The sequence below is a fragment of the Streptococcus sp. 1F3 genome (assembly GCF_054968985.1).
On record NZ_JBUEQR010000028.1, the window covers coordinates 14609 to 33034 of the forward strand.

The 18426-nt window shown below is 40.7% G+C and carries 29 protein-coding genes and 1 tRNA gene; all 30 read right to left on the bottom strand.

The genetic code is table 11. The features are described 5' to 3' along the window. Positions 1-6: 6 nt before the first annotated feature. On the bottom strand, positions 7-201 hold the full coding sequence (locus ACVPON_RS01870) for a hypothetical protein (protein WP_462875613.1): 195 nt from the start codon (positions 199-201) through the stop codon (positions 7-9). Then, positions 191-355 (bottom strand): Rho termination factor N-terminal domain-containing protein, encoded by a 165-nt coding sequence (locus tag ACVPON_RS01875; RefSeq protein ID WP_462875615.1) that lies wholly within the window; start codon positions 353-355, stop codon positions 191-193. Before ACVPON_RS01875 ends, ACVPON_RS01870 begins: the two co-directional genes overlap by 11 nt. Continuing rightward, positions 355-1200: a N4-gp56 family major capsid protein gene (locus ACVPON_RS01880; protein ID WP_462875617.1), complete on the bottom strand. Its 846-nt coding sequence runs from the start codon at positions 1198-1200 to the stop codon at positions 355-357. The genes ACVPON_RS01875 and ACVPON_RS01880 overlap by 1 nt, the downstream gene beginning before the upstream one ends. A 6-nt stretch (positions 1201-1206) precedes the next feature. Further along, on the bottom strand, positions 1207-1800 hold the full coding sequence (locus tag ACVPON_RS01885; protein ID WP_462875619.1) for a DUF4355 domain-containing protein: 594 nt from the start codon (positions 1798-1800) through the stop codon (positions 1207-1209). A 170-nt stretch (positions 1801-1970) separates the two neighbouring features. Continuing rightward, complete coding sequence (locus tag ACVPON_RS01890; RefSeq protein WP_462875621.1) at positions 1971-2222, bottom strand: DUF6275 family protein; 252 nt, start codon at positions 2220-2222, stop codon at positions 1971-1973. A gap of 10 nt (positions 2223-2232) precedes the next feature. Then, on the bottom strand, positions 2233-2475 hold the full coding sequence (locus tag ACVPON_RS01895; RefSeq protein ID WP_462875623.1) for a hypothetical protein: 243 nt from the start codon (positions 2473-2475) through the stop codon (positions 2233-2235). Positions 2476-2662: 187 nt separating this feature from the next. After that, positions 2663-2857: a hypothetical protein gene (locus tag ACVPON_RS01900; RefSeq protein WP_462875625.1), complete on the bottom strand. Its 195-nt coding sequence runs from the start codon at positions 2855-2857 to the stop codon at positions 2663-2665. A 2-nt stretch (positions 2858-2859) separates the two neighbouring features. Beyond that, entirely contained in the window at positions 2860-4377 is a 1518-nt protein-coding gene (locus ACVPON_RS01905; protein ID WP_462875627.1) for a minor capsid protein, read from the bottom strand. Next, positions 4265-5737 carry a phage portal protein gene (locus ACVPON_RS01910; RefSeq protein ID WP_462875629.1) on the bottom strand — a complete coding sequence of 491 codons (1473 nt, stop codon included), beginning with the start codon at positions 5735-5737 and terminating at the stop codon, positions 4265-4267. Before ACVPON_RS01910 ends, ACVPON_RS01905 begins: the two co-directional genes overlap by 113 nt. Before the next feature lie 11 nt (positions 5738-5748). Further along, positions 5749-7023: a PBSX family phage terminase large subunit gene (locus tag ACVPON_RS01915; RefSeq protein WP_462875631.1), complete on the bottom strand. Its 1275-nt coding sequence runs from the start codon at positions 7021-7023 to the stop codon at positions 5749-5751. Next, positions 7016-7483: a terminase small subunit gene (locus tag ACVPON_RS01920; protein WP_462875712.1), complete on the bottom strand. Its 468-nt coding sequence runs from the start codon at positions 7481-7483 to the stop codon at positions 7016-7018. The genes ACVPON_RS01915 and ACVPON_RS01920 overlap by 8 nt, the downstream gene beginning before the upstream one ends. A gap of 95 nt (positions 7484-7578) precedes the next feature. Further along, a tRNA-Arg gene (locus tag ACVPON_RS01925) sits at positions 7579-7651 on the bottom strand. Positions 7652-7905: 254 nt separating this feature from the next. Further along, positions 7906-8334, bottom strand: a complete 429-nt coding sequence (locus tag ACVPON_RS01930; protein ID WP_462875633.1) for a DUF1492 domain-containing protein — start codon at positions 8332-8334, stop codon at positions 7906-7908. Then, entirely contained in the window at positions 8328-9662 is a 1335-nt protein-coding gene (locus tag ACVPON_RS01935) for an SNF2-related protein (protein WP_462875634.1), read from the bottom strand. The genes ACVPON_RS01930 and ACVPON_RS01935 overlap by 7 nt, the downstream gene beginning before the upstream one ends. Continuing rightward, positions 9649-9933 carry a VRR-NUC domain-containing protein gene (locus ACVPON_RS01940; protein ID WP_462875636.1) on the bottom strand — a complete coding sequence of 95 codons (285 nt, stop codon included), beginning with the start codon at positions 9931-9933 and terminating at the stop codon, positions 9649-9651. The genes ACVPON_RS01935 and ACVPON_RS01940 overlap by 14 nt, the downstream gene beginning before the upstream one ends. 356 nt (positions 9934-10289) lie before the next feature. After that, positions 10290-12674 carry a DNA primase family protein gene (locus tag ACVPON_RS01945; RefSeq protein WP_462875638.1) on the bottom strand — a complete coding sequence of 795 codons (2385 nt, stop codon included), beginning with the start codon at positions 12672-12674 and terminating at the stop codon, positions 10290-10292. Positions 12675-12677: 3 nt separating this feature from the next. Continuing rightward, positions 12678-14594, bottom strand: a complete 1917-nt coding sequence (locus ACVPON_RS01950; protein ID WP_462875640.1) for a DNA polymerase — start codon at positions 14592-14594, stop codon at positions 12678-12680. A gap of 1 nt (position 14595) precedes the next feature. Beyond that, positions 14596-14811 carry a hypothetical protein gene (locus ACVPON_RS01955; protein WP_462875642.1) on the bottom strand — a complete coding sequence of 72 codons (216 nt, stop codon included), beginning with the start codon at positions 14809-14811 and terminating at the stop codon, positions 14596-14598. Between the two features lie 2 nt (positions 14812-14813). Continuing rightward, the gene (locus ACVPON_RS01960; protein ID WP_462875644.1) at positions 14814-14996 is read right to left on the bottom strand and encodes a hypothetical protein; all 183 of its coding nucleotides are present in this window, start codon (positions 14994-14996) and stop codon (positions 14814-14816) included. Positions 14997-15147: 151 nt separating this feature from the next. Then, positions 15148-15444, bottom strand: a complete 297-nt coding sequence (locus ACVPON_RS01965; protein ID WP_462875646.1) for a hypothetical protein — start codon at positions 15442-15444, stop codon at positions 15148-15150. Next, positions 15444-15689 carry a hypothetical protein gene (locus tag ACVPON_RS01970; protein WP_462875648.1) on the bottom strand — a complete coding sequence of 82 codons (246 nt, stop codon included), beginning with the start codon at positions 15687-15689 and terminating at the stop codon, positions 15444-15446. Before ACVPON_RS01970 ends, ACVPON_RS01965 begins: the two co-directional genes overlap by 1 nt. Next, the gene (locus tag ACVPON_RS01975) at positions 15682-15852 is read right to left on the bottom strand and encodes a hypothetical protein (protein WP_462875649.1); all 171 of its coding nucleotides are present in this window, start codon (positions 15850-15852) and stop codon (positions 15682-15684) included. Before ACVPON_RS01975 ends, ACVPON_RS01970 begins: the two co-directional genes overlap by 8 nt. After that, positions 15852-16103 carry a hypothetical protein gene (locus tag ACVPON_RS01980; RefSeq protein WP_462875651.1) on the bottom strand — a complete coding sequence of 84 codons (252 nt, stop codon included), beginning with the start codon at positions 16101-16103 and terminating at the stop codon, positions 15852-15854. The genes ACVPON_RS01975 and ACVPON_RS01980 overlap by 1 nt, the downstream gene beginning before the upstream one ends. Positions 16104-16159: 56 nt before the next feature. Continuing rightward, positions 16160-16330: a hypothetical protein gene (locus tag ACVPON_RS01985; RefSeq protein WP_462875653.1), complete on the bottom strand. Its 171-nt coding sequence runs from the start codon at positions 16328-16330 to the stop codon at positions 16160-16162. Continuing rightward, positions 16327-16677 (bottom strand): HNH endonuclease, encoded by a 351-nt coding sequence (locus tag ACVPON_RS01990; protein ID WP_462875656.1) that lies wholly within the window; start codon positions 16675-16677, stop codon positions 16327-16329. Before ACVPON_RS01990 ends, ACVPON_RS01985 begins: the two co-directional genes overlap by 4 nt. Continuing rightward, positions 16677-17231, bottom strand: coding sequence for a hypothetical protein (locus ACVPON_RS01995; protein WP_462875658.1), 555 nt, complete (start codon positions 17229-17231; stop codon positions 16677-16679). The genes ACVPON_RS01990 and ACVPON_RS01995 overlap by 1 nt, the downstream gene beginning before the upstream one ends. A 2-nt stretch (positions 17232-17233) precedes the next feature. Beyond that, positions 17234-17371, bottom strand: a complete 138-nt coding sequence (locus ACVPON_RS02000) for a hypothetical protein (protein ID WP_462875660.1) — start codon at positions 17369-17371, stop codon at positions 17234-17236. Then, positions 17346-17948 carry an HNH endonuclease signature motif containing protein gene (locus ACVPON_RS02005; protein ID WP_462875661.1) on the bottom strand — a complete coding sequence of 201 codons (603 nt, stop codon included), beginning with the start codon at positions 17946-17948 and terminating at the stop codon, positions 17346-17348. Before ACVPON_RS02005 ends, ACVPON_RS02000 begins: the two co-directional genes overlap by 26 nt. Next, on the bottom strand, positions 17941-18174 hold the full coding sequence (locus ACVPON_RS02010; RefSeq protein WP_462875663.1) for a hypothetical protein: 234 nt from the start codon (positions 18172-18174) through the stop codon (positions 17941-17943). The genes ACVPON_RS02005 and ACVPON_RS02010 overlap by 8 nt, the downstream gene beginning before the upstream one ends. After that, on the bottom strand, positions 18171-18398 hold the full coding sequence (locus tag ACVPON_RS02015) for a DUF3310 domain-containing protein (protein ID WP_462875665.1): 228 nt from the start codon (positions 18396-18398) through the stop codon (positions 18171-18173). Before ACVPON_RS02015 ends, ACVPON_RS02010 begins: the two co-directional genes overlap by 4 nt. Between the last annotated feature and the right edge of the window lie 28 nt (positions 18399-18426).

Below are 18426 nucleotides of genomic sequence, written 5' to 3' on the forward strand. Positions count from 1 at the left end.
GACCTCCTATTTTGTCGGAGCGTCTGCCCCTTTTGGTTTTTCTTTCACTTCCTCAAGGTAGTCAGATACGGCTACGCCTTGGATTGCAGCATTCTTTTGCATCTCTGCATAACGTTCTGGGGCAATATCGATAACAACACCTACAGGATATCGATAACCGAGGTCATTATCTGTAAATTCTTTTTTTACCTTATAACGCATCTAGTGCCTCCTTTAGCTCTTCTTTTGTCATAGTGGAATAGCCTTCGATTTTCTTTTCTTTAGCCAAAGCCTTTAATTCCTTAAGAGACAAGTCAAGAGGTTTTCTATCCTCTTGAGCCTGTTTCTTATGGTGGCGACGCAATAACATACTCATTAAGCACCTCCGAATTTAACGACCTTTGTCGGGTCATAGAGATAAACACCGTAATGTTTATTTCCTGTAATAACCGTAGTGTTCTTAATGATATCTCGGTCGGTTTCAATCATCACATCACGTTTTAGCATGATCACAAAAGCGCCATACTTAGCCGTGTCCTCTGTCTCAGTAGCACTTGTAGATACTTTGACAAGGAAGCCTTTTCCTTCTTCAACTTTCTTAGAACGAACGATTTGGACGCCACCAGCTTCTCCGAAGGTTCCAGATACAACCATGTTTGCGCCAAGTTCTGAACCCTTAATCCACTCCTTGGCTACAGTTGCTTTCAACTTAATAGCATCTTTTGGATTGATAAGCGCTACATAGCGTGCATCTTCTTCATCTTCGAAAATCTCAAGCGCCTTATCAATAGCTTCAAGCGTTGTAGGCGCTTCTGCAACGTTCTGAGTAGCAGTTTTAGCCACCTCAACAAGATCATTATCGATTTTATTAGCGATTGCAAGACCAAGCTGGTGCACAGCTTGACCAATCGGATCTCCTAGACCAGATAAGACTGCCTCATCGGTAATTTCATACCCTTTTACAGCTTTCTTAATGGTCATGGTTGATTTCCCAGTTTCCAATTGGTCTAGTGGAATAGCTTCACCTTCTCCAATCTCGGTCGCATCGCCTGCATATTTCCAAGACGGGACTGTTAAGGTATTGCCTGGTTGACCCGCTAAAGTCGATTCGACATATGCGAGCGGTGTAAATTTGATTAGCTTATCCAGTCTTGCGGACACCATATCCGCCATCACTTCTGGATTAATCATCTGTGCTAATTTTGTTGTTCCTGTTGCCATTTATTTTTATCCTTTCAATTTAGCGTAAAGTTCTGGATTCTTTTGAATCAACTCATTGCGATCCTTGTAACCCATTTTGTCAAATTGTTCCTTTGTGATTTCGTTAGAATCAGCAGGAGCTTTTTTCATCGGTGCACCGCCTTTCATCTTGTCAGCTACACCTTTTTGTACAGCTACCTCCCAAGATTTTTGTAGAGCATCGATTGAATTGCGTACACTGTCAGCATCTGCGAGATTGACCACCTCCACTAGTTCAGACGGTAAGCCACGTTCGCTTAGAATCAACTTAGCTTCTGCGGTTAGCTCCCTACGTGCAATTTCTGCTTCACGGTCAGCAAGTGCCTGCTCACGCTTCTCAAGCTGATACTTCTGCTTGTCTTCTGCGTTCATCTTAGACAGTTTTTTAGCTTCATCTTGCTTTGTTTGAAACTGCTCCTCGGCTTCTTTGTGAGCTTTCGCAACTGCACGATTGACGTTCTGTTGAATCATCTCCGTAACTTCCGCTTGTGTGTACGTCTTTTCGATAGTTTCTTTGGTATCAGGAGTGCTAGCTTGCTCTTTTACTTCATCAACTACCGAATCTTTTGTTTCCTCTGCCATATAGGCACCTCCTTGTTTAAAGTCTTGTCAGACTGTAAAATCTTGCGCAGTTTAAAGCCTTGAGCATGTTTTGGGCAATAATAAAAACCGTTTGGAAATCTAGACGGTTTAAGTATTTTTGAGTAGTTTCAAGTAGTCTTTTCTACCAGTCAAGATGAGTGATCACGCTCCTAATCTTTGATTACTCGGTTTGATACCTTGGCATAGACATCCACATAAGTTTCTGCTTTATCGCCATTATGAGTTACTTCCGCATAGTCGCCACACTTTTCATCAGACTTGATTTGATTAGTGCTGACTAATGCTTTCCAATTTTGTAGGGTTTTGCTAAACCAAACTACAAAACAGTCTTCAGTCTTGATTTCACGACCTGACAGACGTGAAAATTCTTGAGCTGCCAATTTCTTTGCTTTTTCTAACATAATTTCCTCCTTAACGTTTCCAAAACGGTTTCTTAGTATTACTATTGGCCACTTGTTTTTCAAGTTTGTCAAATCTTGAATTAGTAGCCTGTGCATTGCGTTCAACAATGGAGCGTAACTCAGCGATTTCTTTAGCTTGTTCAGAAATCTTGTCATTTTGTTCTGCCACTGCGGACATAAGCAAATGCTCACGAGCTAGGCATTCTGCTAACTTGATTTCAAGCCACCGTTTCTTCTTGATACGTCTATTCATTGTGTACCTCCTTTCAGTTTATTAATTAATGATTGTACCAATTGAGTGATAAAGGCTGCCCAAAAAAGTAGCAGACATAGCGCTACTAAGGACAAAAATAAAAAGCAGATAAACTGCCATAAAACAACTAACCTGGTGTATCCTCCTAATTTTGGGTATAAGAAAAGCACCCGATTTCTCTAGGTGCTTAAATTATTTCAATGGATTTTATCTCTGATTCAGGAAATCCATAGAATTTCTTATCTAGTTCATTCTTGATAGTTAGCTCGTCTTCTTCCGTTTCGTAATCCTCTGCATCGCAAAAATAAGCTCTACCCTGGTAAATATTTCCTGTTTTAGTAAGTAACTTCACTTTCTTGTTGTTATATTGCAGTAACCTCATGACTACTCCTCGTGATATGTTGGTATCAAATGTGATCCAGTCTTTCCGTATTTTATTGTAAAGCCATTGATGTACTTTCCGGTATAAATATCTTTGCCAAGTTTTAGGTCTGCCGGAATATCAATCAACTCATTCCCTGTTCGACCATTCTCGCGATGCCTAATATTTCCTGTCATTTTATATTTCTCATACAAAGCATTTACATCCACACCATCATAAAAATAACTCTTATTCTTCCCAGTAGTGGATTGAATGTGTCTTGCTTGTTTTTCAGGATTTATTTTATCTAACCAAGTCCCATCATTAAACTTAGATTGAATATAAGACCAGTCCTTCAACCGCTCATATCCCTCTTTATCATTATACTTCAAATCAATATAGTCTTCAAGAGTTTTAGGCGCTTTATCTCCCAAAATCGCTTTGTACTTTTCATGCTGGTTATTGGCACGTTCAATTTTCCAAATGTCCAAGTTATCCGCCTTGTATTTTGGTTTGACATACTTCGCATACCAGTCTTTATACGTCATATCGCCTGGTACCTGGATAGTCTTACCTGTCTCTGGGTCTCTTGCGCTTCTGCTTGCTTTAGCTAACCATTCTAGGTCGTCTGATGCTATTGTATCCGACCGACACCACGGATGCAAAGGAGGATAGTTCTTGCCAGTTATCCGTTCGCTAACTTTGTAGATTTTGCCATCATGCTCTCGACAAATACTTGACGTTCTCAGGTCTAACGTCGCAAGAAAACGATAATATTCCACATCTGCTTCTTCATAAGCCTTCGCTTCCATTTCTGCATGGAAATAACTCGTTTCTGTTCGAACCAACCGTCGAGCATTTTGACTCCCTTTTCCGAATTGAGCTTCAATGACTTCTGCTATCTCATGTGCTGACTGACCTGTCAACAGACTGACCGCTAACTGCTTTTGCAGTTCATTCGCTAAGGTTTGAGTGTTGCCCCAAATCCTCTCAGAATAATTTGCTCCCAGCCAAGGCTGGCTCTGAATAGCTTTGATTTCTTCTGGATCAATCTTGTTAAATGCGAAAACAACGCCAGACTGTTGTTGTAAGTCGAAAATAGAATGGTAGTAAGCATCCGGGACATATTCGTCATAGAACGCTCTAGAAGCCTTGTTTTCAGCTTTATAGAGTTGGATGGATAAATTATCCACTTCACTCTGCAAAACCTCGTAGCGCTCAATTCTCGAAGCGTAGGGAGCTGAATCAAGCAAGATAAGCAACTGACGAATTTCTTCGCTATCAGTTGTATTCTGTAAAGCTAATTTTAACTCTCGAATATCCGACAGATTCTGAACTGTAGCCAGTATTCTCTTGGCTTCAACCTCGGTCAGTCCGTGTTCTCTACGATAACTATCAAAAATCTGGTCAATCTTAGATGTGATATGTCTACTTGCTAGCTTGTAGATTTCGTCGAGTTGCTTTGCGACCTGCTCTGCCTTGTTCATCTCTTGAACCATTCGCTGAGCTTTCCGCTTCTCCCAATACTTCTGATTGTCCATCTGTCACTTCCTCTTCATATAGCGAATTTTGACTGAACATCGGTTCTCCCTGAGGTTTCTCTCTCTCGAGTGCTTCAAGTTCTGCATCTGGATCTTCCACAAACGGGAGTAGGGAGATAAGCTGGCGCAAGCTAACTTTTCCATTAAGATTACTGATAATTTGAGACAATTCAAGAATATTTTTAGGTAATCCTCTGCTGAACTGTGGAACGATCGATTTTGCATTTTGGGCAATCTGCTCCATATTTGAATATTCCGCAAACAACTCTATACGCTTCCGTAATCCCCGTCTGTAGTATTGCTCCTTCGTTTTCGTCACCATTTCAAGACCCAATAACTTGAACTCCATAGCAACGCCCGAACTATTACCTGCGAAGTTCTCGTCGGTTAAATTCGGGATATGGCTGAATGTATAGATGTCCTCTTTAATTGCGTTGCGCAAGACCTCAACTGCATTTTCATCTAACGTGTTAGTCAAAAATTCCGCTTTTGCTTCTGAAGGCAACTCAAGCAAACCGTCCTCGCGTAATATCCGCATAGCCTCATGTGCCTCTTCCTCAGTATCCGCCAGCTGAGCACCATAAATTAGCAAAATAGAATCAATTGCTTGTTCCTTGTCATTCACTCGATTGCCTGCTAACGAATTATAAGCATCAATCAAACTAATCTGTTGTTCATAGTCTCCAATCGAGAACTTATTATTGCGATATTCGATAACTGGAATACTATTGAACTTGTGATTGCTTGCTTTTTCAATCGAGGCACTCCCTTTTGAATCCTCTTTCAAAGTCAAGTGATAATGCAGTCGCTCAGTTAATACTTCCGCTTGATAACTAATTGATTCATCAGTAGCATCTTTGATTTGATAATAATAAACTGCAAAGAGCACCTTCTGCTCAATAGAATCATCGTAAACAATAAAAGTATTCTCAGGTTCTAGGCTAACTGCATCTACAACATTCGCATCTTCTCGTATATAGAGATATTCGTAAGCTCTGCCATAAATAGACATGTTCAGTGCATTGTCACTGTCCACTTGGTCAATATCAGCCTCGTCGAAGGCTAGCAGTAATTTTTCTAAATCGGTATCAGCTGTATTCTGATATTTTATGCTACTCCCTAAAAAGTAACCCGTTGCAGTATCAGCAATATCCTTAGCGTGATTACATACCGTTTTAAAGTTTGGTTTACCTTTTCGGCGCTCATGTTTCAAAATATCATGTTTACCCAAGTAGTAATCTTTTAATTTTTTTAATCGAGAACTTTCTGTCTCATGTTCACGAATTAACTTGTAAATAAGTTCCTTATCAAGTTTCTGCTCGTCATATTTTTCTCTCGGATAAGTTAGAATCTGTTGCATATATCTCCTTTCTATAGTCCATACAAAGACTTACGTTTTACAGTAGCCTTAACATTTCTCATGTCATCCTCAAAAGCGTACCTCGTCGCATCAATTGTATGATTGTCTTTATCTTCTAATCGATTGCGAGGATTACCGTCTTTATCTGTTTCATAGTCGATATTTTCGAACTCTCTGGCGATATTAGGTGTGCGTTTTGGGTCTATGATAATCTCTTCTAAATCATCAAGCCATTTCTCGCCAAACTCTACTGAATCAGGTCCTTTCTTGACCTGTGTAACATAAGATATTCCGTATTCATAACGTAGTTCATCGTTTGACTTAGGTTCTACTTCTGCGTGTATTCTGTCACGCTGATAGCCTTTTTGCTTCAACTTCTCAGAAAGCATGCGATTGCTTATCTTCACGCCGTAAATTTCATCAACTGCGTATATCCGTCTGCGCTTTTTATCATAATGCCAACGAACGAAGGCTAGCGGATCGTTTGCGTATCCGTAATCTAGTCCATTTCTTATGTTATCAAATGAGTTAAATTCCTCATCTTTGATTTCCCGAAAAGTAAGATTATCAAAGGGTACAACCCCCGAACCAACAGCCTTCCCGAGATACTCCCATTCGTATCGAATCTGCGAACGCTCTTTAGTCGCCTCTGCTTCTTCTATAAATTCCTTGGCAATATGAGGATTGTCGAAATAGGTTGAGTGATGGACATAAGTATTGTCAGGCTGAATTACACTCTCGTATTTCTTGTTCACCCACGATTGTTTTCTTTTAGGTGGATTGTACGAAAAAAAGAACTTGTAAAAAAGTCCTCCTGGTAATTCTCCACGAAGTAGTGAGTTAGTAATGATTTTAACTTCGTCCTCAGTCTTGAACTCAGCCAACTCTTCAATCCAGGTAAACGCAAACGGGAAGCGACTGTCTTTCAGTGACTTAATCCGTTCCGGTTCTTGTGCACCTCGAAATATAATATAGTTCCCTCGTGGCAAATAGGTAATACGAAGCGGTGATTTATTGAAGCGAAAGAATGCTTCTACACCTTGCTCGTATATCGCCCACTTTATTTGTTCGTAGACTGATTGCTCCAGTGTGTTGTCCACCTTACGAATACAGACAGCATTGCCTGCATATCTCATCACTAACTGAACAAGTATGTGAGCAATATCTGAAGATTTACCAGAACCGCGCCCACCCTTACAGACCACGTTTAGATATCTTGGGCAAATAGCTGCGCTCCAAACTTCTCGAAATTTTGGAGGTAGCAATTCTGATAATTTTCTACTCATCTTCAAAGCCTCCAATGTCATCCACAAAAGTGACGCTTGCCACGACATCTGCCTCAACCTTATCCGTCCAAATCCTGTGCCGTTTACCTAGGAGCTCCGCAGCCTTGATTCGGTCTTTTGCGCCGACCTCTATGTCGTCTATGGCTTGCATCCCCTCACCTTGACCTCTGAGGATCTGCTCGGTCTGCTCTCCTCGCATAACCGAAGTAAGATAAGACAAGACTTCTTCCTGCGTCGCGACCTTTTCGGATTCCAGCTGTTTCAGTCGGTCATCTATATAGTTTTTAACCTTAGGATTTCTTAGTAATTTATGTCCTTCTACACTTGCAACCCTATCACTAGAAACACGATAACCTGCTTTCTTATAAGATTCAGTCGCATTACCTGAGATGATGTACTCATCTGCAAATCTCTTTTGTTTTACCGTCAAATCATTCAATTTTCCAACACCTCCAATCAAAAAAGCCACACGCTTGTGTGACTAAGTATCCATGATACGACCTAAAAAAATAGTTGACACATGCAAGTGCTCACCTTTAACGTATCACTACTATATGGGAACAGCAGGACTCGAACCTGCGACCGTACGATTAGAAATCGTATGCTCCTCCAACTGAGCTATGTTCCCGAAAACTGCACGGGTTGAATATTTCTAACCCTACCAGTTAAGGATTGCAGTCTATGATAATACCGAACCCAAGTTTGGACCTCTGGTCTCAATGACGTAAAAAGGGTATTATCTCACAGTGAACATTGGGAAGTCCTGCGATTCTTTTTGTTTTAACTACCTCTTGCCAATGTCATTCTTGGGTAGCTCTTGGGTAACTCTCCAGATGGCGACCTCCACCTCGTGCTCGCCAATCTTTCGACACTACCATTTTATCACTTAGAAAGTGCAAATGGTGCAAACTGTGCAATAATTTTATCCAAGCCTTTATTTTTAGCATAAAAGATGGCACGCCTGCTCAAGGGTAGTTCTCGTTCTATATCTCGAATTGAGTATCCATTGATATAGAACAGTCGCATAACTATATTTTCAATCGGGTCTTCCAAAGATTCGATCGCCCGAACAAGCTCGTCTCTCTCTGCATAGAGCTCCTCAATCTCCTTGTAGATTTTATCTGCCTTGTCAATAATCAAAACATTTAGCTCTTCAGATTTATTTTTCTTAGTTCCTCCCTTAGACTCATTTGAATAATGCTGTCCTCGAAGTATGCCTGATTTCAAACTGATAATCTCTTGGTGCTTCGACCGAACTTTACTATCGATAAACTGTAAACCTTTAAGACGTTTCTGAATCTCTACTAGCAATAATCTTCTCCTCCAATCTGTGCCTTTACTGCCTCAAGTAAGGCGTTTTGTTTTGCTTCTTTACCTTGTAGAATTTTTAAAACTCTTTCATCAACCGTATTTTGTGCCACCAGATGATGAACAATGACAGGCTCTGTCTGACCTTGTCTATCTAAGCGGGCGTTAGCCTGTTGATAGTATTCCAAACTCCATGTCAGACCGAACCAAACAATGATATGCCCACCCTTTTGAAGATTCAATCCGTGTCCAGCAGACTGTGGATGGCATAGGAGAATAGGAATGTCCCCCCTATTCCATCTTTCTACCGAGGTCAATTCTTCTGCCTGTGGGAATCGAGACTTTAGTCGCGATAGATCATGCTGATACTGATAAAAAACTAGAATCGGCTGACCTTGGCTATCTTCAACGATATTTTCTAAAGCCTCCAATTTGTCATCATGAATAGTCACCACGTTTTTATCGTCATCATAGATAGCACCATTGGCCAACTGCAACAACTTATTTGCCAGTACCGCTGAATTAGCAGCAGTAATCTCTTTGCCTTTAAATTCCAATACAAGTTCACTTTCCATCTGCTTGTATTCTTTGAGATTTGACAGTTTAACAGGCACTACGTTATCTGTTCGTTGTGGAAGGTTCAGATAATCTTTAGCTTTCATACTAACGCAGATATCATCTAGCTTAGCATAGATTTCATCTTCTGCGCCTTCTCGTAAAGCCCAACTGTAGACGATCGGACCATTTCGCTTGTCCGGTGTAAAATATCGCTCTTTGAATCGAGTTTGACTCGTCTCTAACCTCTCTCCCCGATCCATCAAATAGATCTGTGGCCAAAGATCAATCAAGCTATTAGGGGCTGGTGTTCCAGTTAGTCCGACTAAGCGTTTGATTTTCGGTCGTACTTTACGCAAAGCTCTGAAGCGTTTTGCTTTACTTGACTTAAAGCTAGACAACTCATCAATGACAACAAAGTTGAACGGCCATTTGATCTTGAAATAATCAACCAACCAAGCCACATTTTCTCGATTGATGAGATAGATATCCACATCTTCAGCTAAAGCCTTTTCACGTTGCTTAGGACTCCCTAGAATTTTTGTATAGGTTAAATCGAAGCCCCACTTTTCGATTTCAGTAGACCATGTCTCTTCTGCCACTTTCTTAGGAGCTATCACAAGAATTTTCAAATCCTCGCAAAAGACATTTTTTAGCTCATCAATCGCAGATAAAGTTGTTAGAGTCTTACCCAAGCCCATATCTAACAACAGTCCACAATAAGGATGTTCTAAAATCCAATCTCTGGCATATTCTTGATACTCATGTAGTTTCAATCTCTCCCTCCATCTCTAAAAGGGCCTTGTCTACCGACTCATAAGAATCCACAACCCAAACCTTATGCCCTAGCCGTTCAAATTTCTTATGGAGAATCTGTTGGCTCTTACGAGGCTTTTTACCGGGGGCTTTCACCTCGACAAAGAACACACCGCTCTGATTGATGATAATTCGATCCGGTACTCCTACCGTCCCTGGACTGGTGAATTTCAGGCACAGCCCTTTACATTTTCTTTTTAAGTAGTTTTCAATATCCCTTTCTGATTTCATTTTTACCTCAATAATGGGGTAACAAAATTTTTCAACTTATTATTTCTCTCTATATATTTTATATACACATACACCTTATATACTATATATATTATTTATATTTATTATATAGCTAATAGAGAAAAGATGTTACTTTGTTACCAATCATACCTAAAGCCTTGATACTATTGATTTTATATGGGTAACATAAAAGTAACAAAGGTAACGTTTTGAAAGGAATTTTCCTAAAATTCCCGGATTGTGGTAACAGAGTAACATCTTTTTTCAACTGATAGAATTTTTTGCAGTTTAGAATTTTTGTTACTCTGTTACCCACTTTCTCCCCATTCTCCAAAATGTTACCCCCGAAATGTTACCTAAAAATCATCTAATAGTTTGAATCCTGTCCAAGATCGTACTGGTTTCTTACCAATTTTTACAAGTTTATCTTCAAAGCCTAGCTCCCGCAATCGCTGAATAAATGTATTTTTAGCTAACGGTTTATACCCTGAATCCATACAATATTGCTTATAGGCTGGATAGACTTCCGCTACTGGCGCTTTATTATCTTTATCTACTGCGCACTCATCTTCTAAGAACATAGCTACAACATCGTTACCACGCTCCCACTTCTCGACGCTTTCTAGCATTGGTGTGCTCAAGCTGAAATCCTTCGTCTCTAATACTCGTCTAAGCCCTTCCATAGCCTTATTAAAGATACCTGGTATCTCTGCTACAATCTTATTTAGTGGGTACTTCCTCTTAATTTCTCCCGTCAAAATAGTATTCATCTCAAGGATCATCATTCTTCGCTTCAATCCTCCGCTGAAATCTCGCATTGGTGGTAACTCGTTCATGGCAAAAGTCAATTTTGCATAGTTGTAAAATGTAATCGGTTCTTTATTCTTTCTATCTGCATAGATAGAATCCTCGCCAGTCAACATTTTCAAGGTAGCACCATCTGCTAAATACTGAGGTTTTGCGTCTGTATCAAAGTTGGCAACTTTCCGGTACAAACTAATCTTGGCAAAGCGCTCTGTCATTAGCCCCTGCAAGGTGACCGCCGCGTAGCTATCGCCACCAATCATTTCTCGCAAGATATTGATAATGGTTGACTTACCCGTACCGCCTTTCCCTTGAATAAACAACATCTTTTGAATTGTGTACTCTCTGTAGAAATTGTAGCCGAACCATTCGTAAACAAAATCCATATTTTCAGCGCCTACTGTTTCCAATAGAAAACCGTCAAAGTGAGGGCACTTAGCCCCAGCTTCATACCTTACGGGGTGACTTGACCTTGCGTGCAACTCGGAATCAAACTGACCAACAAAACTATCTTCTTTTAAATCGTAGACACCGTTTGCTAGAACAATCTTATTTATATCGTTTTCCTTGAATACTTCCTTAGAAAATGCCTGTGCCTTAATCGCTACGATTGTTTCGTTGATGTGTCGAATCTTTGTTATCTTGCCTAATTTTTTGGTAGAGATATAGCTACGCAGGTATTCTTCTGCGTTCGGAATCCAAATTCCTTTTTCTGCCTCGTACCTCAAGAACTCCAGACCGTCATACCAAATCGGTACCTCACGTAGAATCTGTTGAGCTAGCAGATAACTGTTGACTTCGGGATTCCCCCTCTCGTCAATCTCAAGCCACTCCCTCTCATCTTCTATGCCCTCAGCTAACACTTCGTCAAAGTCACCAAGGGCTTCGTTCATCAGTTCTTCACGAATAGCCGGAAGCTCTGAGACCCACTCATTCATAGCCTTACTAGAAGGCAGTTTGCTAGTCGGAGTACCGTCTTTAGCATCTCCATCTAAATCGCCAAATTTGTGAATCCGTACTAAGTCATAGCTGTTGACCAGCCTATCGCCAACAGGATCTGTCCCGTGGTGACTGTAGGCAAATACATCATCATAGATAACCAAACCATTCGCCGTAGAACCTTCTACGTAGGTGTAGCGATCCGGCGTTGTTCCTTCTGCATAGACATCTGGCAGAAATTCCGCAATTGCTTGTCTGATGTCATAGTTTCGACAGAAGGTTCCAACTAGTCCCTTCTTGCTCAAGGGATCACCCTGCTTCTTCGCTTCTGATTTCCTTCTCACAGTATGTGTAGGACTTTCTGGCCAAAAGCTGGAATCTTTCCAATCCGGATAGGTCGCAAGCACCTCATCTACACTTAGAAACTCGGCATCGTTGACATCAAAGATAAAATCCGCATCCCTTGAGTGGCTCGGAAAATACATCATCCGCACACCTTGATAGGTCGTATCATCAAAGTTTCCCATTCCTAGCTGATTCGCTAAATAGCGAGCCACGGGTTCGTACTCATCTGGTAGCATTAACCTATCTGTCGGAATTACTATGCGGTATTTAGGGGCTTTGTGTGAGTGGCTGTGCGTACTATACAGCACATAGGCATAGTCTGCCATAAGCTCCAAACGGTCAAGAAAATCACCACTCGGGCTATCTGCATCTAGCGCCACAAGTGAACGGCTCTGAACATGTCCATTCTTGCGTTGTCCCTTTTTCAGCCATCCGCCCACGAACCCGCCAACATCTTTGACCCGACCTTTTTCGGCTCTTGACATTTTTTGGTATTCCGCAAAAGTCTCTTGCGTAACTGTAGGATTTCGTAAGCGTTCGACCAGCTCCTGCCAAGTGCAGGTTTCATTTTTCCATTTTTTTGTCGTTCTGGAAGCACCGACAGACAAGTGGATTTCTTTATTAGGGGCATATTTTATTTTCAATTCCTCCATACATCAATCCTTCTTATAATATTTTGTTACATAACCCTCGCTGTTCAGAGGTAGCCCCTCTGCCCAGTCCGGACTTTGAGCCATTAGATCGTTAATCGTCTCGATATTCGTCCCAGAACTTTCAACAATACATTCGTCATGGACGTGAAAGACAACTGAGTAACCTGCCTTTTCAAGCCTCAAGATAGCTTCTGCGAGAATGTCCCGGGCAGTTGCCTGTACGATATTCTCGACTAGCTTACCCCCGTATGTCTCCTGTTTTGTGAAGTAGGCTCTGTCTCCTTGTCCCTCGTAGATAATCCTATCCCCGTAGTCTCCAGCCTCTAGCTTTGCCTTAGCATAGGCAAGAGAGCGACCGCTCGGAAGCTGAATCAGTAAAAAGCCTTTTCGATATTTAAACTTTAGTCGTCCAAGTTTAACAACTGCTCTTGTTCGTATCGCTTTGATCGCTGCTTTCTGAACATCTTTCCAGAACTGGACGATCTTAGGATTAGCACGACGCCAGTCATCAACCAAACTTTGTAGTTCGTTTTCAGCAACTCCCATCTCTAAAGCTCCCATTTTCTTGAGAGCCCCAGGGCCTCCTTGGTAGCCAAGAGCTAGCTCTGCAATTTTTCCTTTCTGTCGCAGTTCCTTATCGACCTCTTCAATCGGAATGTGAAACATCTGACTAGCAGAAGCCTCGTAGATTTTGCCGTGTGTGGAAAATACATCCAGTCGCCACTTCTCTCCTGCATACCATGCAATAACCCTAGCCTCAATCGCGGAGAAGTCAGAAACATAAAACTCCTTCTCATCTTCTGCTACAAAGGCTGTCCTGACTAGTTGTTTCAAGGTATCATTCAAACTGTCGTAGAGGATTTCTACAGCGTCAATGTCTCTCTTTTTCACGAAGTTTCTAGCATCGTCTAAATCCTTGAGATAATTTCTCGCTAAGTTCTGAACCTGCACGACCCGTCCTGCCCAACGACCTGTCCTGCTAGCTCCATAAAATTGTAGCAGTCCGTGAACTCGACCGTCTGAACACACTGCACGTTCCATAGCTTCGTATTTCTTCAAGCTAGACATAGCTGTCTGAAGTTTCAACTCAAGCACTCTCTTTAGCTCTCCTGTCGCTGTTTTTAACGCAAGCTGAACATCAGCCTTTGTTAAACTATCGGGGTCATATCCATGCGCTTTTAACCACGGTAGGAGCTTAGCGCGACTGTTGGGATTATCAAGCCCTGTAATAGCTCTCAGCTCGTCAAAAAGCATTTCCATTTTGACATCTTTACAGTAGAGTGCTGACTGTACCAGCTTCTTATCAAGGGCAACTCCTCTATCGTTGATAGCCTGGTCAGCAGCATAGTAATCCCACTCCCGTTCATGCACTGGGAGAGCGGATAATTTTTCCGCAATAGCCATCTCAACCACAACGTCCTGACGACAGTATTCAGCGAACTTCTCCCATTTTTCAGGGTCATGTTCAGGCAGGTTTCTAGTCCTGCCACCGTTCGCCTTGGTCGGTTTACAGGGAACTGAGAAATACTTGATAAGGTTTTTTCCTGCTGTATCCTTTTCCTCTGCTAAATTAAGATATAGAGCACAGCGCTCAAGGCTAGCAGGAAGTCCCAGTTCCTGTGCATGCACCATAGTACATCTCCATTCCGCGGGGTCAAGCCGAACACCTAAATGTTTTCCAAGGCACACCCGTTCAAATTGAGCATTGAAAGCATGCTTAATGACATCATTTGAAAGGATGGCTTGTTTAATCTCCTCGGGAAGTTCTTCTTTTGTCAAGTCTAAACACTCCACATCGCCCCCGTCAAAAGAGTAGGCGAACAGCAAAATCTCAAAATCTGGAGCATCTACGTACTTATATACGCCATCCTTAATATCGTTGGACGAGAAAGTCTCAATGTCTATTGATAAATGTTTCACGTTAATCCTCCCTATCAACAGGGATAGCGAAACCACAATCAAATACCCATTTATAGCCTCGTTCAACTAGTTCACCATACGTAAAATCTGCATCTCCGTTTGTGGCGGTTACAGCAAATACTATCTTACTTATGTAGTCATACCCCTGTTGACCATTCGGAAGTTCTAGACGATAGAGCTGGTCAGCTGGTAATGAGTGATAATCTAATATTTTCATTTTCACCCTCCTGGATAACCTACGTATCGATTCATTTCTTGCAACTGCTGCGTGATGACTTCAATTCGCTGATGCATACTGTCAATCTGCCACTGTAGCCTATGAATTGTAGATAACATCATGAACAACGTAGTCAGCAACAAGATTGCAATGAGCATGATTTCTGATTTGATGTGTGTAGTCATTTATCCACCTCCAAACGTCGCTCTGATAGCTTCTGCAATGTAATCAAGAATATAGTATGTTAGTCCACAAATATAGAATATTATCCTGCCTTTGCTATCCTTAATGGTTATTAGAGGACATATCACCATCATCAATAATATAAACTGCTTATCAGTCATCATCTACCTCCTCAATAATATAGCGTGCATTATGTGCACCGTAATCAACATATGTAACACCGTTCTTATCCCAAAAACGCCACAAGTCAGTATGAGTAACACTTGACTTCTCGTCAATAAGTTTTCTTATTGCATCAAGCACTGCTTGCTTCGTGTCAAATTTTCCTTGCAGTTCTGGTTTTTTGTCGTTTATTTGGAAATATAGATTGTATATAGTTCGTTTGTAAGGTACCTCAAGTTCTTCATCTGAAAATTCTACTTTTTCTATATCAAAATGAGATAAGTTCATCACTCCACCTCACGCATAAACTCAGCATCGTCTTCTTCTGACATAGTAAATATGTAATCATATCGTTCAGAACGACCAGCTATGCTAAAAGTTAGTACTTTGCAACTATGGTTTGGTGATTGTAAAGCAATTCTACCGTCAGGAAATTCAATTATTTTTTTAGGATAACAACCAAGCCTGCCAAAACAATCAATATACTTTCCAATGTTTGCTCTCGCAACTTTTTCTGTTAATATTTTAGTCATTATTTACCTCTTCAATTTTAAGAATTATTTTAAACTCTGAATCTGCATCTAATCTGACGACAGCCTCCAGTTGATCGCTGTCAGCATTTATAATCATCTGCAATACTTCCTGCAATGTCATGCTGAAAAAGTTTAGTCTGTTCATGTCAAATGTTTCTTTCATCACTCCACCTCCATTAACGCCTCGCCGTTCGTGAACTCTTGCGACAGTCTTTGTAGTTCTTCGTCAGAAATATAAGTCACGCCTTTTTTATGAATTTGAGACCAAATTTGATTGTACATCTCATCTTGAACATTTAACCAGCCCCAACCATCACGAAAAAAGATACAGAGAACACCCTCACGAACAGAAAAGATTGTCAAATCTTTCTTTGACTTATAATTGATGCGAAATGGTCTGTATTCATCTATCATCGTCTGCCTCCTCGTTAGTTATTTTCAAAATAGCTTCTTGATAGATTTGTTCCAACTTATCTCCAAATGCGATGTAGTCCCCAATCACACATTATTGTCAAGGCGTTAACTTGTTCAAACCGCAATCCTTTTACAGGACCATGCGCTTCTAAATGGTCATGTACAGCTCCAGACAATTCAGTGCTTGAGATTCCCTTCGCCCTTTTAATCTCGCGCCATTCCATCACTCCACCTCCGCTTTCTCAAAATAAAACTCACCATCAAATTGCTCAATCGCTACAATGCCATACTGCATACCTAATCTAGCAATGAATGGTTGAGCAATTCTCTCATGCAGAGATAGTAACTTCTCTCTAAAATCTTCTAGGGTATGTGTTGACTTGTAAAAATTGCACTGATAACAGGCTGGCATATAATTGTCAATGTGGTCCTCTCCACCTAGATAGTGAGGATGCATGTGGTCCACTCTCAACGACTTTAAATCCAGCACCTTGCCACAATATGCACAATGATTGTTATATTTTGACAAGACTTGCTGTCGCATCTTTTTTGATATAGATTTTCTACTAGACATCACTCCACCTCCACAACTTCAAACATTGAATTATTGAATACATCACCAAATCCCCATGCTTCTAGCTCCTTTTTAGTGAAAATTTCATTATCAGAATCATCACCAATGCTAAATGTAAGGAGGTGGGTTATAGGATTTTCGGTAAGGGTATCGCCAATTACAAGCCCATCTTTAATTCGAACCCTATACTTTATCTCCTGCTCAACCTCAACTGCATCTAAACCATTTACGATCAAAGTCGCTAAAGCTAACTCTCTTTGACGATTTGTTTTATTATCGTTGTCGTATAGCCAAATCCTCAAATCTTCAGCTCCTGCAAAATCAGATTCAAAATCATCATCATCATAGAAATCACAGAACCACTCATCAAATCCGGAAAGTTCGTCCTTGTATTGGCTATAGTAGTCTACAGCTACTTGCGACACTTTGACTTTCGTATGCCCGTCCAACTGCTTCACTAGCTCCACAACGCAGTCTTTTGATACAACAACTTTCTTGTCAATCAAATGTGACGGCAACTGCTCAATTTTATTTAGTATTTCTTGTGTGTTCATGTTTACAATCCTTCCACATAATTACGAATAGTTTCAGAAATACTGTCTTCGTCAACAATATCCCGCAAAGTATATAAATCAATCAAGCCATTATCCTCAATTAAGTCATAGAGTTCAGCTTTTTCTTCTAGTGTTAACATTTCTTAACTCCTTTAATTTATTATTCACCTTAACTACACCTATTCCTGCTGATGTTAACTCAGGATTAGATGTAAAATAGTGATTCTGATTCATACGAGCAACTTCATTTCGACTTAAGCAAGCTAGATTTGAAATATCACAATTCGTCCTATCACCGTCCAAAAAAACAATTGAATGCCCTTTGGGTATTGGACCGTGGTATTTCTCCCATTCTTGCCTATGCAAGTACTCCCATTCATTAGGATCTGCTACTTTGATTCTCGGATAACCGTCAGTTGTATAGCGTATTGTTCCAATTGGAACATGGTTCGGCGGTTTATTTCCTTTCTGAAATTGACCACTATTTTGCGCCATATTAGGAAACTTCTTCCCTTTGTTGAAAGGGACGTGTCCTTTTGAGAAATGTCCTGTAAGGCCTGAGTGAAGACTATGATTTTTCCTGTAATTTTTAATCTGTTGCTGTGTCAGACTAAGACCATATCTGTTGTTTAAGAACTGAGCAAGCTCTTTTGCTGTTTTTCCCACTTGGATTTTTACCAGGTAATTGTGCTGTTCATCTGTTAATAACCTAGCCATTTAGCAACTCCAAATTAACATTGCGCTTGCCATTATAATCAGCAATCGTTTTCTGTGCATCAAGTATCAAGCGTCCATTGTCGATAATCTTCCCTGCGACATTAGAAATAGCCTTGCTTCGTTCAATTTCTTGCTCCAGTTGCTCTGCTGATAACTCCTCATCACCCAAACGCTCAAGAGTAGCGAAAAGGTGATTGCTTAAATCTGAAAGTTTATTTTGTGTCATTTTTCCAACTCCTCTATTAACCAATCCAAATGCTGCCGTGCTTTTTTCAAATCCTCAACACCATTTTTCTGTTGAAAACGCAGTAGGTACTTTATAACATTGCCCCAGCAATAAGCTGCCTTCCCTGCTAAATTGCCGATAAAATTATCGACAACTGCCATCGCTTCAAGACCGTGTTTACCTTGATAATGCTTCGGTTTTGTTACGTTGTTAAATTGTTCCATTTGCTTTTTCCTTTAAAATGAAGAAGAG

Coding starts and splice junctions, on each gene's coding strand:
- ACVPON_RS01870 (WP_462875613.1), bottom strand. CDS start 201: ATGCGTTATAAGGTAAAAAAAGAATTTACAGATAATGACCTCGGTTAT.
- ACVPON_RS01875 (WP_462875615.1), bottom strand. CDS start 355: ATGAGTATGTTATTGCGTCGCCACCATAAGAAACAGGCTCAAGAGGAT.
- ACVPON_RS01880 (WP_462875617.1), bottom strand. CDS start 1,200: ATGGCAACAGGAACAACAAAATTAGCACAGATGATTAATCCAGAAGTG.
- ACVPON_RS01885 (WP_462875619.1), bottom strand. CDS start 1,800: ATGGCAGAGGAAACAAAAGATTCGGTAGTTGATGAAGTAAAAGAGCAA.
- ACVPON_RS01890 (WP_462875621.1), bottom strand. CDS start 2,222: ATGTTAGAAAAAGCAAAGAAATTGGCAGCTCAAGAATTTTCACGTCTG.
- ACVPON_RS01895 (WP_462875623.1), bottom strand. CDS start 2,475: ATGAATAGACGTATCAAGAAGAAACGGTGGCTTGAAATCAAGTTAGCA.
- ACVPON_RS01900 (WP_462875625.1), bottom strand. CDS start 2,857: ATGAGGTTACTGCAATATAACAACAAGAAAGTGAAGTTACTTACTAAA.
- ACVPON_RS01905 (WP_462875627.1), bottom strand. CDS start 4,377: ATGGACAATCAGAAGTATTGGGAGAAGCGGAAAGCTCAGCGAATGGTT.
- ACVPON_RS01910 (WP_462875629.1), bottom strand. CDS start 5,737: ATGCAACAGATTCTAACTTATCCGAGAGAAAAATATGACGAGCAGAAA.
- ACVPON_RS01915 (WP_462875631.1), bottom strand. CDS start 7,023: ATGAGTAGAAAATTATCAGAATTGCTACCTCCAAAATTTCGAGAAGTT.
- ACVPON_RS01940 (WP_462875636.1), bottom strand. CDS start 9,933: ATGAAATCAGAAAGGGATATTGAAAACTACTTAAAAAGAAAATGTAAA.
- ACVPON_RS01945 (WP_462875638.1), bottom strand. CDS start 12,674: ATGGAGGAATTGAAAATAAAATATGCCCCTAATAAAGAAATCCACTTG.
- ACVPON_RS01955 (WP_462875642.1), bottom strand. CDS start 14,811: ATGAAAATATTAGATTATCACTCATTACCAGCTGACCAGCTCTATCGT.
- ACVPON_RS01960 (WP_462875644.1), bottom strand. CDS start 14,996: ATGACTACACACATCAAATCAGAAATCATGCTCATTGCAATCTTGTTG.
- ACVPON_RS01965 (WP_462875646.1), bottom strand. CDS start 15,444: ATGAACTTATCTCATTTTGATATAGAAAAAGTAGAATTTTCAGATGAA.
- ACVPON_RS01970 (WP_462875648.1), bottom strand. CDS start 15,689: ATGACTAAAATATTAACAGAAAAAGTTGCGAGAGCAAACATTGGAAAG.
- ACVPON_RS01975 (WP_462875649.1), bottom strand. CDS start 15,852: ATGAAAGAAACATTTGACATGAACAGACTAAACTTTTTCAGCATGACA.
- ACVPON_RS01980 (WP_462875651.1), bottom strand. CDS start 16,103: ATGATAGATGAATACAGACCATTTCGCATCAATTATAAGTCAAAGAAA.
- ACVPON_RS01990 (WP_462875656.1), bottom strand. CDS start 16,677: ATGTCTAGTAGAAAATCTATATCAAAAAAGATGCGACAGCAAGTCTTG.
- ACVPON_RS01995 (WP_462875658.1), bottom strand. CDS start 17,231: ATGAACACACAAGAAATACTAAATAAAATTGAGCAGTTGCCGTCACAT.
- ACVPON_RS02000 (WP_462875660.1), bottom strand. CDS start 17,371: ATGTTAACACTAGAAGAAAAAGCTGAACTCTATGACTTAATTGAGGAT.
- ACVPON_RS02005 (WP_462875661.1), bottom strand. CDS start 17,948: ATGGCTAGGTTATTAACAGATGAACAGCACAATTACCTGGTAAAAATC.
- ACVPON_RS02010 (WP_462875663.1), bottom strand. CDS start 18,174: ATGACACAAAATAAACTTTCAGATTTAAGCAATCACCTTTTCGCTACT.
- ACVPON_RS02015 (WP_462875665.1), bottom strand. CDS start 18,398: ATGGAACAATTTAACAACGTAACAAAACCGAAGCATTATCAAGGTAAA.